Below are 13285 nucleotides of genomic sequence, written 5' to 3'. Positions count from 1 at the left end.
TCAGCCTCCGATCCGGATGACGATTTTGCCGGTGGTACGCCCGGCGGCGAGGTCGGCCAGGGCGGCGGGCGCGCCCTCCAGGGGCTCGATGCGGGTGACCGGCGGCCGGACGGCGCCGGACTCGCACAGCGCGAACAGCGCCGCGTAGGCGGCGGCGACCTCGTCCGGCCGCTGCCACGGGTAGGCCGAGCCCCACGAGAGGCCGACGAGCGTGGCGTTGCGGGCGACCAGGGCCATCGGGTCGACCGGCGGCGGCGGACCGCCCGCCGCGCCGACCGCGACGATCCGGCCCTCGAAGGCGAGGCACGACAGCGACCGGGCGAACACGTCGCCGCCGACCGGGTCGATCACCACGTCGGCGCCCGCGCCGCCGGTGGCCTCCTGCACCGCCGGCACGAAGTCGTCGGCGTGGTAGTCGATCGCGACCTCGGCGCCGTTGTCGCGGCAGACCGCGGCCTTGGCCGGGCCGCCGGCGGTGCAGATCACCCGCGCGCCGCGGGCGAGCGCGAGCTGGGTGGCGGCGACGCCGACCCCGCCGGCGCCGGCGTGGACCAGCACGGTGTCCCCTGTGGACACTCCGGCCCGCTCCAGGGCGAACCAGGCGGTCTGGTAGGTGACCGGGATCGCGGCGGCGGTGACCGGGTCGAGCCCGACGGGGCGCGGCACCAGCAGGCCGGCGTCGATGGTGACGGTCTCGCCGAGGGCGCCGTGCGGCAGCGCCGGGCAGCCGATCACGGCCCGGCCGGCGTCCGGCCCGCTCAGCACCCGGCCGGAGAACTCGACGCCGGGGGTGACCGGCGGCGGAGGCTTAACCGGGTACCCCCCTCGGCACAACATGACGTCGAGGAAGTTCAGGCCGACCGCCTCCACCGCGACGGCCACCCGGCCCGGGCCCGGCTCCGGGTCGGCGGGCATGTCGGCGACGGCGAGGACGTCCTGCGGCTCGCCGTCGCGGTAGGCGACCAGCCGCCTCACGGGCGCACCAGCTCGGCGTGGTGGTGCACGATCAGCCAGCGCTCGCCGGTGCGGCGCAGCACGTCGGTCACGCGGGTGACCGACGCCGCGCCGGTGGCGTCCGCGGGGTGGGCGTGCAGCTCGTAGCGGGCCACCCCGACGTCGCCCCACACGTCGATCCGCTTGGCCCGGGCGGCGAGCTCGGCCAGGCGCGGCCGGGCGCCGGACGAGTCCCGGCGGTCGCGGTAGTCGTCCAGCTCGGCCCGGGAGCGCAGCGGGCCGGGCAGGTGGGTCTCCCAGGTGGTGACCTCGGGGTCGAGGTGGGCGTCGAAGCCGGCCCGGTCGCCGGCCAGGAACGCCGCGTACATGTCGTCGATCGCGGCGGCGATCTCCGCGCAGGCGCTCACGCCCGCACCCCGCACCGGTCGTCGCGGACCACGGCGCCGCCCTTCATGACCCATCGCACGCCCCGGAACGCCGCGGTGTCGGCGGTGGGGTCGGCGTCCATCGCGATGAGGTCGGCGAGCTTGCCCGCCTCGACCGTGCCCAGATCGCGCTCGGCCCGCAGCCAGCGCACCGGCCCGAGGGTGCCGGCGTAGAGCGCCCGCCGCGGCCCGATGACGGCCGACATGTGCTCCAGCTCGCGTACCGTCGCGTTGGTGCCCTCGAACGGCCAGAACGGCGGCATGTCGCTGCCCAGCAGCACCTCCACCCCGGCCTCGACGGCGTAGGCGAAGCTCTGCAGGTGCCGGTCGCCGGCGCCGAGCGAGCGCCGCTGCATCCAGTCCGGCACGCCGAGCTCGTCGAAGAACTCCTTGCACCGGGTGACCAGCAGGGTCGGCACCAGGGCGGTGCCCCGCTCGGCCATCCGCGCGGCGAGCTCGGCGGTCAGCTGGTAGCCGTGCTCGACGCAGTCCAGGCCGAGCTCGACCGCCTCGGCGATGACCGGGGCCGGGCCGGCGTGCGCGGTGACCCGCCGGCCCCAGTCGTGCGCGGTCTGCAGCACGGCGGCCAGCTCGTCGGGGTGCAGCTGGCGGGTGTCGATCGCCTCGTGCTCGCCGGCGATGCCGCCGGAGATCATCACCTTGATGAGGTCGGCGCCGGCCCGGATCTGCTGGCGTACCCCCCGGCGGAACCCGTCGGCGCCGTCGCACTCGAGCGTGTCGCTGCCCTCGTGGCCGTGGCCGCCGGTGCAGACCAGCGCGAGGCCGGCGGTGAAGATGCGCGGGCCGGGCGCGCGGCCGGCCTCGATCGAGCGGCGCAGCGCGAAGTCGGCGTGGTCCTTCTCGGCGACGCAGCGGACCGTCGTCACTCCACAGTGCAGCGTTCGCCGGGCGCCGTCGGCCATGTAGAGGGCGAGCTCGTGCGGCCCCATCCGCTTGAGCCGGTCCCCGGCGGTGCCGGGCAGGGTGAGCGACAGGTGGGTGTGCATGTTGACCAGCCCGGGGGTGAGCCAGGCGCCGCCGAGGTCGACGCGGGTCACCGCGCCGTCGGCCTCGGCCTCGGCGAGGACCCGGTCGCGGGGGCCGACGGCGGCGATCCGCTCGCCGATCACCCGGACGGCGGCGTCCTCGACCGGCGCGAGGCGCCCGTCGACGACCGTGCAGTTGTGCAGGACGACGCTCACAGTTCCACTCCGTAGGTCGTGCGGGCCGCGGCGGCGGAGACGTAGCCGTCGGCCACGTCCCGGCGGACGGCGGCGGGGTCGCGCGCGGCGGGGTCGCCGTGGCCGCCGCCGCCCGCGGTGAGCACGGTGACCCGGTCGCCGGCCGCGACGGCCGTGCGGGTGGTGCTGACCGCGCGTTCCCGCGGGGTGCCGGGGAACAGCAGCACGCGGTTCGGCTCCGGGGAGGCACCGCCGGCGCTCGCCCACGGCGCGGACTTCGTCTTCTTGATCACGGTCAGGAACTCCCCCGGGGTCACGAACCGGATGTCGCGGCGCAGCCCGGCCCCGCCGCGGAAGGCACCGGCCCCGCCGGAGTCGGTGCGGATCTCCATCCGCTCGAAGAACATGCCGGTCTTCGCTTCCAGCACCTCGACCGGCGTGATCCGGGCCTGGGTCTGGCACGGGTGGTTGGCCGGGCCGATGCCGTCGTGCGCCGGCGCCCCGCCCCAGCCGACCGGCTCGTTGTTGGACACCGCGAACAGCGCTCCGGTGTCGGGGTGCAGGCCGACCATCATGAAGCCGGGCACGTCGCCGCCGGAGGATGCCGGCAGCCGGTCGGCCATGCCCTGGGCCAGGGCCTTGTAGATGAGCTCCAGCGCGACGGTGCCGGTCCACTGGGTGAACGTGGCGGCCGGGTAGACGGCGTGGAAGAGCGTGCCGGGCTCGGCCTTCACGACCAGCGGCGCGAAGTGGCCGGCGTTGGTCTGCTCGGCCGGGGTGGTGATGGCCTTGAACGCCACCCGGCAGGTCGCGATCGTCGCGCCGAGCGGCAGGTTGACCGGGCCGGGCACGGCGGGCGAGGAGCCGGCGAAGTCGACGGTGAACGTGCCGCCATCGATCGTCACGGTGACCTTCATGAGGATGGGGTCGTCGGTGATCCCGTCGTCGTCGAGCCAGTCCTCGGCGCTCCACGACCCCTGGGGCAGGGCGCCGACCGCCTCGCGGGCCGATGCCTCGGCCGCGGCGAGCACGGCGTCGACGACGGCGGCCACCGTGTCGCGGCCGAAGGTGGCGAACAGCTCGGCGACCCGCCGCTCGCCGGTGCGCAGGCAGGCCACCTGGGCGTGCAGGTCGCCCAGCACGGCGTCGGGCATGCGGGAGTTGAACCGGATCAGCTCGTGGATCTCGCGCACCGGCTCGCCACCGGCGAAGACCCGGGTGCCGGGGAACAGCAGCCCCTCCTGGTGCACGTCGGTGGAGTCGAGCACGTAGCCGGGGTCCTTGGCGCCGAGGTCCATCCAGTGCGCGCGGACGCAGAGGAAGGCGACCAGCTCGCCGCCGTGGAAGACCGGCGCGAACAGGGTGGCGTCGTAGGCGTGGGCGGCGTTCCAGTAGGGGTAGTTGAGCAGCACGATGTCGCCCGGCCGCAGGGTGTCCCGGCCGGCGTACTCCACGCCCTTGCGGATCGAGTAGTCGTTGGCGCCGAGGAAGCGCGACAGCCCGGTCGACTCGGCGACCAGCCGCAGGCCGGCGTCGTAGATCGAGATGCCGAAGTCGTGGACCTCGTAGATGACCGGGTTGAACGCGGTGCGCACGAGCGCGGCGCGCATCTCCTCGGCGGCGGCGGCGAGGTAGCTGCGCACCACCTCGGCGGTGGCACCGTCCACACTAGACATCCGCGACCCCGTAGACGTCCCGGGCCGCCTCCGGGGAGACGTACCCCTCGGCGACATCCTCGCGGACGAGGCCCGGGTCGCGCTCGCGCGGGTCGCCGTGCCCGCCGCCCCCGGCGGTCAGCAGCGTGACCCGGTCGCCGGCGGCCACGGCGGTGCGCTTGGTGCTGACCGACCGCTCCCGGTCGGTGCCCGGGAAGACGATGACCCGGTTCGGCTCCGGCGACAGCCCGCCGGCCAGGGCCCACGGCCGGGCCTTGGTCTTCTTGATGACCGACAGGAACTCCCCCGGCGTCACGAACCGGATGTCGCGGCGCAGCCCGGCCCCGCCGCGGAACGCACCGGCCCCGCCGGAGTCGGTGCGGATCTCCATCCGCTCGAAGAACATGCCCGTCTTCGCCTCCAGCACCTCGATCGGGGTGATCCGACCGGTGCTGCCGGACACGTGCGTGGCGGCGTTCATGCCGTCGTGGTGCGGGGTGCCGCCCCAGCCGACCGGCTCGTTGTTGGAGACCGCGAACAGCGCTCCGGTGTCCGGGTGGATGCCTACCATCATGAACCCGGGCACGTCGCCGCCGGAGGACGCCGGCAGCCGGTCGGGCATGCCTTGGGCGAGGGCCTTGAGGATGAGTTCGACCGCGACGATGCCGGTCCACAGGGTGAAGGTCGGCTGGGGGTACACCGCGTGGAACAGCGTGCCCGGCTCGGCCTTGACCACCAGGGGCGCGACGGTGCCGGCGTTGGAGGGCTGGTCGGCCGAGGTCATCGACTTGAGGATGACCTTGCAGATCGCCTCGGTCGCGCCGTAGGGCATGTTGACCGGCCCGGCCACGGCCGGCGAGGAGCCGGCGAAGTCGACGGTGAACGTGCCGTCGGCGATGGTGACCGTCGCCTTCATCCGGATCGGCTCGTCGGTGATGCCGTCGTCGTCGAGCAGGTCCTCGGCGCTCCAGGAGCCCTGCGGCAGCGCGGCCAGGGCGGCCCGGGTGCGGGCGGCGCCGTCGGCGATCATCCGCTCGATCGCCGCCTCGACGGTCGGCCGGCCGAACTTCTCGACGATCTCCAGCAGCCGCCGCTCGCCGGTTCGCAGCGCGGCGATCTGGGCGTGCAGGTCGCCCATCACCTCGTCGGGCATCCGGGAGTTGAACCGGATCAGCTCGTGGATCTCGCGCACGGGCTCGCCCCGCGACACGACCTTGGTGCCGGGGAAGAGGATGCCTTCCTGGTGTACGTCGGTGGAGTCCAGCACGTAGCCGGGGTCCTTGGCGCCGAGGTCCATCCAGTGCGCCCGGACGCAGAGGAAGCCCAGCAGCGGCCCGCCCGGGGAGAACACCGGCGCGAACAGCGTGGCGTCGTAGGCGTGGGCGGCGTTCCAGTAGGGGTAGTTGAGCAGCACGACGTCACCCGGGTGCAGGTTCTCCCGGCCGACGTACTCCACGCCCTTGCGCAGCGAGAAGTCGTTGGCGCCGAGGAAGAACGTGAGCCCGGTCGCCTCCGCCACCAGGCGCAGGCCGGCATCGTAGAGCGACAGCCCGAAGTCGTGGACCTCGTAGATGACCGGGTTGAACGACGTGCGGATCAGCGTCGCCCGCATCTCCTCGGCCGCGGCGAGCAGGTAGCTGCGCACCACCTCGGCGGTGGCACCGTCCAATGTGGTCATCGGGCACGCACCAGCAGGTAGCCGCGGGCATCGACGGACACTCGCTGGCCGGAGGGCACGACGGTGGTCGACGTGCCCTCGTCGACGAGCGCCGGCCCGTCGAACGCGTCGTCCGGCCGCAGCAGCGCCCGGTCGTAGACGGCGAACGGCACGATCGCCCGGGTGCCGAAGTCGAAGGCGTCCCGGTGTTTGAGCAAGGCCCGGGACGGGTCGCCGTCGCCCGGCGGATACTCGGGCAGCGTGGGGCTCGCGGTGCGGCCGACCGCGCGCAGGCGCAGGTTGAGGATCTGCAGGCGGTTGGCCATCGCGTGGCCGTAGCGGGCCGCGTGCAGCTCCTGGAAGGCGGCCCGGACGGCCTCGGGGTCGAGCGCGCCGCCGATGGTGACGGCGAGGCTGTGCTCCTGGCCGAGGTAGCGCAGCTCGAGCTGCCGGTGCAGCACGGTCAGCTCCACCGGCACGCCCTGCTCGCCGAGGGAGGCGAGGGCCTCGGACTCCAGATCGGCGAAGGTCGCGCCGACCTCGGCCGGGTCGACCTCGTCCAGCGGGGCCATGAGGGTGCGGCTGAAGTTGTCCTCGATGTCGGCGCTGAGCATGCCCCAGGCCGAGAACCCGGACGGGGCGAACGGCACGACCACCTCGGCGATGCCCATCTCCCGGGCCAGCAGGGGCGCGAGCAGCGGCCCGGCGCCGCCGAAGGCGAGCAGCGAGAACTGCCGCGGGTCGCGGCCGCGCTCGACGGTGATCTGCCGGACCGCGCCGACCGTGCGCGCCAGCAGCACGTCGAAGATGCCGGCCGCGGCCGCCTCGACGGACAGGCCCAGCGGCTGGGCGACCTGCTCTTCCAGGGCCTTGCGGGCGGCGTCGGCCTGCAGGCCCATCTCGCCGCCGAGGAACCGGTCCGGGTCGACGTAGCCGAGCGCGACCGCGGCGTCGGTGACGGTGGGCCGGGTGCCGCCGCGGCCGTAGCAGACCGGGCCCGGGTCGGCGCCGGCGCTCTGCGGGCCGACCTTGAGCAGGCCCCGGTCGAGCCAGGCGATGGAGCCGCCGCCGGCGCCGATGGTGCGGATGTCGTACGTCGGGATCAGCAGCGGGAAGTGCTCCAGCTGCGCCTCGTGGGCGGCCACGGCGCTGCCCTGCTCGATGACGCAGGCGTCCAGCGAGGTGCCGCCGATGTCGAAGGTGAGCAGGCTGTCGCGGCCCAGGGCGCCGGCGAGGTAGGCGGCGCCGACGATGCCGCCGGCCGGGCCGGACAGCACGGTGTGGGTCGGCGAGCGCTTGGCCGCGGCGCTGGTCATCGCCCCGCCGCCGGAGCGCATGATGAGGAACCGGCCGGCGAAGCCGCCTTCGGCCAGGCCCTGCTCCAGCTCGTCGACGTAGCGCTCGAAGATGGGGCGGATGTAGGCCTCCAGCACGGTGGTGCTGGTGCGTTCGTACTCGCGGTACTCGCGGGCGATGTCGGTCGACAGGGAGAGGCTGACGTCGGGGTACCGCTCCCGGATGATCGCGGCGGCGGCCCGCTCGTGCGCCGGGTCGAGGAACGCGTGCAGGAAGCAGATCGCGATCGACCGTACGCCCTGGACCTCGACCAGCTCGCGGGCCGCGGTGAGCACCGAGTCGCGGTCGAGCTCCTCGACGACCCGGCCCTTGTAGTCCAGGCGGCCCCGCACGCCGGCGGTGTGCCGGCGCTTCACCAGGCTCGGCGGGCGCTCGTACTGGAAGTCGTACATGTGGTCGGCGGGGACGTTGCCCCGGCCGATCAGGAAGATGTCGCGGAAGCCCTCGTTGGTGATGATGCCGGTGGCCGCGCCGCGCCGCTCCAGCACCGCGTTGAGCCCGAGCGTCGTGCCGTGGATGAACAGCTCCACCTGGGACAGGTCCGTGCCGAGCGCGGCGACCGCGGCGAGCACGCCGTCGGCCGGGCGGGCCGGGGTGGTGGACGCCTTGCGGAACCGCACCCGGTTGGTGGCGGTGTCCAGCTCCATCGCGTCGACGAAGGTGCCGCCGATGTCGACGGCCAGCCTGAGGCTCACGGCATCTCCCCAATCTCCGGTACCCGCCAGCAGGCGGCCCGGCTCTCCCCGTACTCCTGCAGCCGCTGGTCCTCGCTGCGGCACCGGTCGGTGACGAACGGGCAGCGGGCGGCCAGCGCGCACCCGGTGGCCGCGTCGGCCTCCTCCAGGTCGCGCACCAGCGTCACGCCGCGCGCGAGCAGCGCCCGGGTGTAGGGGTGCCGCGGCCGCGCGAAGACCTCCTCGACCGGCCCCTCCTCCACGATCCGGCCCAGATACAGCACGACGACCCGGTCGGCGAAGCCGCGCACGGTGGCCAGGTCGTGCGAGATGAACACCGAGCCGTGCGAGCGGTCCAGGGCCACCTCGTCGATGACGGCGAGGATCTGCGCCTGCACGGTCACGTCGAGCGCCGAGGTCGGCTCGTCGAAGACGATCAGGTCGGGCTCGCCGACGAGGGCGCGGGCGATGCCGACCCGCTGGGCCTGGCCGCCGGACAGCTCGTGCGGGCGGCGGGACAGGATCGAGCGGTCCAGTTCCATGCGGTCGAGCACGGCCGCGGCCCGGCGGGCCCGCTCGGCGGCGGGGACGCCGAGCGCGCGCAGCGGCTCGCCGATCGCGTCCTCGACGGTGCGGCGGGGGCTGAGCGAGCCGACCGGGTCCTGGAACACCAGGGCGCCGCGGGCGGCCGTGACGGTACCGGCGGTGGGCCGGGCCAGCCCGACGATGAGCCGGGCCAGGGTGGACTTGCCGCAGCCGCTCTCGCCGACCACGCCGACCCGCTCGCCCTTGGCCACGGTGAGGCTGACGCCGCGCAGCGCGTGGTGCCCGCCGCGGCCGAACCGGCTCTTGTAGACCACGTGCGCGTCCTCGACGACGAGCACCGCCTCGCCCGCCGTTCTTCCGGCGCGGGGCGCGGGTGCGGTGTGCTGCCACTCGCTCTCGCCGTCGAGGGGGTGGAAGCAGGCGGCGGTCCACTGCCGGCCGCGCGGGGCCGGCATCGGCCGGGCGGAGCGGCAGTCGTCCTCGGCGCGGGCGCAGCGCGGGGCGAACGGGCACTCGGCCGGGGGCTCGCGCAGCAGCGGCATCGCGCCGGGCGTCACCAGCACGGGCCGGCCGTCGAGGTCGGGCACCGAGCGCAGCAGCGCCCGGGTGTAGGGGTGCGCGGGGGCGGTCAGCACCTGCCGGGCCGGGCCGGTCTCGACCACCGTGCCGGCGTAGAGCACGACGATCCGGTCGCAGATGGGGGCGATGGCGTTGAGGTCGTGGGAGATCAGCAGCACGCCGCGGCCGTCGGTGTCGGCGGCGTGGCGGAACTGGCGCAGGATCTCGGCGGTCAGCGTGACGTCGAGGCCGGTGGTCGGCTCGTCGGCGATGAGCAGCCGGGGCGCGCACCCGGTGGCGAGCGAGATCATCACCCGCTGGGCCATGCCGCCGGACAGCTCGTGCGGGTAGGCGCCCAGCCGGCGGCGGGCGCTGCGGATGCCGACCGCCTCGAACAGCTCCAGCGCCGACTCGCGGGCCCGCTCGCCGTCCATCTCCTGGTGGGTGACGAGCCGGTCGACCAGCTGCCGGCCGGCGGTGCGGGTCGGGCTGAGCGCGCCGCGCGGGTTCTGGAAGCACAGGGCGGCGCCGTGGCCGCGGTGGTGGGCCAGCCGCTGCGGGGACATGGTCAGCACGTCGACGCCGTCGAAGCCGACCCGGCCGGTGGCCACGGAGCCGGGCGGCAGCATGCCGGCGATCGCCCGGCCGACCATGCTCTTGCCGCCGCCGCTCTCCCCGACCAGGCCGACGACCTCGCCGGCGTCGACGCCGAGCGAGACGTCGCTGAGCGCCGCGACCCGCCCGCCGATGACCACGGAGAGGTTTTCGATGTCCAAGAGGCTCATGTGGTACTCCACCTCACCGTCGGATCCGGTCCGCGCGCTCCTGCAGGCCCTCGCCCAGCAGGGAGAAGCCCAGGACGCAGACGAGCAGGGCGATGCCGGGCGGCACCGAGGTCCACCAGCGGCCGGCCACCACATCACCGGTACCGAGGCTGATCATGGCGCCCCATTCGGCGTCGGGCACCGGGATGCCCAGCCCGAGGAAGGACAGCCCGGCCAGGGTGAGCATGGCCCAGCCGCAGTTGAGCGGGGCGATCACCCGCACCGGCGTGACACTGTTGGGCAGCACGTGCCGCCACAGCAGCCCGAGCGTCGAGGCGCCGGAGGTGCGGGCGGCGTCGACGTAGGTCAGGTCGCGGATCGAGCGCACCTCGGCCCGCACCAGCCGGGCGTAGGCGGGCGCGTTGACCAGCGCGATCGCCACGGCCAGGTTGACCGGGCCGCTGCCGAGCAGGGCGGCGACGGCGAGGGCCAGGATGAACGTGGGGAACGCCTGGAAGATGTCGGTCAGGCGCATGAGCACGTCGTCGAGCCAGCCGCCGAAGTACCCGGCGATGACCCCGAGGATGCTGCCCAGCACGACCGCGGCGGCCACCGCGACGACGGCGATGCCGAGGTCGACCCGGCCCGCGTAGAGCAGCCGGCTCCACACGTCCATGCCGTTGACGTCGGTGCCGAACAGGTGCGGGCCGCCGGGCCTGGCGAGCGTCGCCACCGAGGAGTCGATCTCGTTGGGCCCCCACCGGGTGAACAGCGGGCCGAGCAGCACCGCGGCGACGACGACGGCCAGGATCCCGGCGCCGACCGCGACCAGCGCGTTGCCGAAGCGGGCGTCGCTGCGCATCAGATCCTCACCCTCGGGTCGAGCACGGCGTGCACGACGTCGGCGATCAGGAAGACCACGACGTAGCAGAGCGCGATCACCAGGACCGAGGCCTGCACGACCGGGTAGTCGCGGTAGAGCAGCCCGCGCAGCGCCCACTGGCCGAAGCCCTGCCAGGAGTAGACGTACTCGATGAGCACCGTCGAGCCGATCGCGAAGCCGAAGACGAGGGCGGCCAGCGACGGCAGCCGCACCAGGGCCGCGCGCACCAGGTAGCCGCGGCGCAGCAGCCGGTCCGGCAGTCCGTGCGCGGCGGCGGCCGCGTAGGGCTCGGAGCGCAGCACCTCCAGCGCCGACGCGCGCACGCTGCGCAGCAGCGGGGCCACGATCACGATGACGAGCGTGAGCACCGGCAGGACCAGGTGCCACAGCGCCGAGACCAGCGCCGGCATGTTCCCGGTCAGCAGCGCGTCGAGCGCGTCGGCGCCGGTGATCGGGGTGAGGTCGGTGTCCGGGTCGACCCGGCCGCTGGGCGCCGGGAACCAGCCCAGGCCCGCGTAGCCGACCAGGATCAGCACCAGGCCCAGCCAGAACTCCGGCATCGAGTTGCCGACCAGCGCGAGCACCCGGATGCCGTGGTCGCCGGCCCGGTTGGCGTGCCGGGCCGACCACAGCCCGACGACGGTGGCGACCACCACGGCGATCGCCACCGCGAGCACGACCAGCTCCATCGTCGGGCCGAGCCGCAGCGCGATCTCGCCGCCCACCGACTGTCCGCTCTGGATGGACGTGCCGAAGTCGCCGGTGACCAGGCCGCCGAGGTAGTCGGTGAACTGGTGCCACAGCGGCTTGTCGAGGCCGAACCGGGCCCGCGCCGCCGCCTCGTCGGCGGCGGTCGCGTTGGGCCCGAGAATGGTCCGGATCGGGTCGCCGGGCAGCACCCGGACCAGCAGGAATGTCAGCACGACCACCCCGAGCAGGACCGGAATGAGCTGGAGCAGCCGGCGGGCGACGAACCGGAGAACCCGCATTACGCCGAGGTGCTCAGGTAGCGCAGGCGGGCCAGCCCGTCCATCGGCTGCACCCAGCCGGCCACCGACTTGCGCACCGGCAGGTTGAAGTTGGGCTGGCAGATCACCACCCACGGCACGTCGGCCGCCATGATCTCCTGCACCTGCGACCACAGCTGGGTGCGGGCGGCCGCCTCGACCGTGGTGTGCGACTGCTGGTAGATCGCCTCGACCTGGGCGTTGGTGTAGTTGGAGTAGTTGAGCGCCGCGCCCTGGACGAAGCTCGTCGCAAGCATGTACTCGACGTCGTTGACCCACAGCTGGCCGGACGTGATCTGCAGCGGGATGTTCTTCTTGCCGCGCCGGTCGGCGAGCGTCGCCGGGTCGAGCGGGGTCAGCTTGAGGTCGATGCCGACCTTCTTGGCCTCGCTCTGCACCAGGATGGCGATCTGCTGCTGCTCGTCGTTGTCGGTCTGGAAGACCAGCTCCGAGCTGATCGAGGTCTTGCCCGACGCGGCGAGCGCCGCCTTGGCCTTGTCGAGGTCGTAGGCGTAGGGGTAGCCCTTCTCGGAGTACCCCGGCATGTCCAGCGGCACCACGCTCTTGCCGGCGCGGGCGTCGCCGCCGTACACGTTGCGGATGATCTGGTCGTAGGGCGTGGCGTAGGCCAGCGCCTTGCGCACGTTGACGTCGTCGAAGGGCGCGGTGGTCGTCGACATCTGGATCGCGACCTGCGAGTTGCTGGCCGCGGAGATGACCGTGATCCCGCTGGCGCTCTTGAGGTCCTTGATGTCGCGGGGGCTCGCGCCCAGCGCGATGTCGATGTCGCCGGCCTGCAGCTGCAGCCGCTGGTTGGCGGCGGCCGGCACGACCGAGATGCGGATGGTCTTGGTCTTGGCCCCGTCCGGGCCGGGGTAGCCGTCGTTCGCGGTGAGCTCGATCTCCTGGCCCTGGGTGGCCTTGCTGACGTTGAAGTAGCCGCCGGTCGGCGGGTTCTTGGCGAACCACTCCTTGGCCCACGGGTCGGCGTCGGTGGCGTGCTTCTTGGCCTCGACGGAGTCGAAGACGTACAGCGAGATGGCCTGGATCTGCTTGGTCAGCGCGCTGGGGAAGTCCTGGTGGAACTCGACGGTGTAGTCGTCGACCACGACCACCTGCTCGGGCTTGGTGAGCCCGATGGTGCGGTACACGCCGGCGACGTTGGCCTTCGCGGCGAACGCCCGGTCCTTGGACCACTTCACGTCCGCGGCCTTCATCTCGTTGCCGCTGGCGAACTTGACGCCCTTGCGCAGCTTGAGCGTCCACACCTTCTGCGTGGCGTCGGGCTCGAACGACTCGGCGAACGTCGGCATGATGTTCTCGGTGTCGAGGATGCGGCTGTTCCCGGCGTTCTTCACGCCGTAGTCGATCATGTATGGGAAGACGTTCTTGTACAGCATGAGCGCGGTCAGGTCGAAGCCGACGAAGTCCTGGTCCCAGCTGCTGAGGTAGCTCGACACCGCGATCTTCAGGGTCGACGACTTGGCCCCGCCCGAGGCCGACGACGAGGTGTTGTCCTTGCTGCCGCTCGCGCAGGCACCGGTGGCGAGCAGGAGCGCGCCCACGCCGCCGAACTGGAGCACCGAGCGGCGGGAGAGAAAGGGAGAGTCTGCCATGTTCACTCC

Annotated in this window: 10 protein-coding genes; all 10 read right to left on the bottom strand. The window is 73.6% G+C overall.

Features of this window, described 5'->3' with window-relative positions; translation table 11 throughout:
• From ACQPXD_RS18055 to ACQPXD_RS18010, 10 genes are read right to left on the bottom strand one after another with little or no spacing between them, the layout of a single operon-like run.
• Window positions 1-975 (bottom strand): zinc-binding dehydrogenase, encoded by a 975-nt coding sequence (locus ACQPXD_RS18055; RefSeq protein ID WP_432839875.1) that lies wholly within the window; start codon window positions 973-975, stop codon window positions 1-3.
• Complete coding sequence (locus ACQPXD_RS18050) at window positions 972-1361, bottom strand: nuclear transport factor 2 family protein (RefSeq protein ID WP_432839873.1); 390 nt, start codon at window positions 1359-1361, stop codon at window positions 972-974. The genes ACQPXD_RS18055 and ACQPXD_RS18050 overlap by 4 nt, the downstream gene beginning before the upstream one ends.
• Window positions 1358-2581 (bottom strand): amidohydrolase family protein, encoded by a 1224-nt coding sequence (locus ACQPXD_RS18045; RefSeq protein ID WP_432839871.1) that lies wholly within the window; start codon window positions 2579-2581, stop codon window positions 1358-1360. Before ACQPXD_RS18045 ends, ACQPXD_RS18050 begins: the two co-directional genes overlap by 4 nt.
• A complete protein-coding gene (locus ACQPXD_RS18040; protein WP_432839869.1) occupies window positions 2578-4236 on the bottom strand; it encodes a hydantoinase B/oxoprolinase family protein in 1659 nt (552 codons plus the stop codon). Before ACQPXD_RS18040 ends, ACQPXD_RS18045 begins: the two co-directional genes overlap by 4 nt.
• Window positions 4229-5893 (bottom strand): hydantoinase B/oxoprolinase family protein, encoded by a 1665-nt coding sequence (locus tag ACQPXD_RS18035; RefSeq protein ID WP_432839867.1) that lies wholly within the window; start codon window positions 5891-5893, stop codon window positions 4229-4231. Before ACQPXD_RS18035 ends, ACQPXD_RS18040 begins: the two co-directional genes overlap by 8 nt.
• A complete protein-coding gene (locus tag ACQPXD_RS18030) occupies window positions 5890-7923 on the bottom strand; it encodes a hydantoinase/oxoprolinase family protein (RefSeq protein WP_432839865.1) in 2034 nt (677 codons plus the stop codon). Before ACQPXD_RS18030 ends, ACQPXD_RS18035 begins: the two co-directional genes overlap by 4 nt.
• A complete protein-coding gene (locus ACQPXD_RS18025) occupies window positions 7920-9791 on the bottom strand; it encodes a dipeptide ABC transporter ATP-binding protein (RefSeq protein WP_432839863.1) in 1872 nt (623 codons plus the stop codon). The genes ACQPXD_RS18030 and ACQPXD_RS18025 overlap by 4 nt, the downstream gene beginning before the upstream one ends.
• Before the next feature lie 13 nt (window positions 9792-9804).
• A complete protein-coding gene (locus ACQPXD_RS18020; protein WP_432839862.1) occupies window positions 9805-10632 on the bottom strand; it encodes an ABC transporter permease in 828 nt (275 codons plus the stop codon).
• On the bottom strand, window positions 10632-11642 hold the full coding sequence (locus ACQPXD_RS18015; protein ID WP_432839860.1) for an ABC transporter permease: 1011 nt from the start codon (window positions 11640-11642) through the stop codon (window positions 10632-10634). Before ACQPXD_RS18015 ends, ACQPXD_RS18020 begins: the two co-directional genes overlap by 1 nt.
• A complete protein-coding gene (locus tag ACQPXD_RS18010; protein ID WP_432839858.1) occupies window positions 11642-13276 on the bottom strand; it encodes an ABC transporter substrate-binding protein in 1635 nt (544 codons plus the stop codon). Before ACQPXD_RS18010 ends, ACQPXD_RS18015 begins: the two co-directional genes overlap by 1 nt.
• Window positions 13277-13285: the final 9 nt, after the last annotated feature.

The sequence above is a fragment of the Dactylosporangium sp. CA-092794 genome, from assembly GCF_050948465.1.
Taxonomy (GTDB): Bacteria; Actinomycetota; Actinomycetes; order Mycobacteriales; family Micromonosporaceae; genus Dactylosporangium.
The sequence above is the reverse complement of the archived record's forward strand: the minus strand, read 5'-3'. Positions and strand labels throughout refer to the sequence as shown.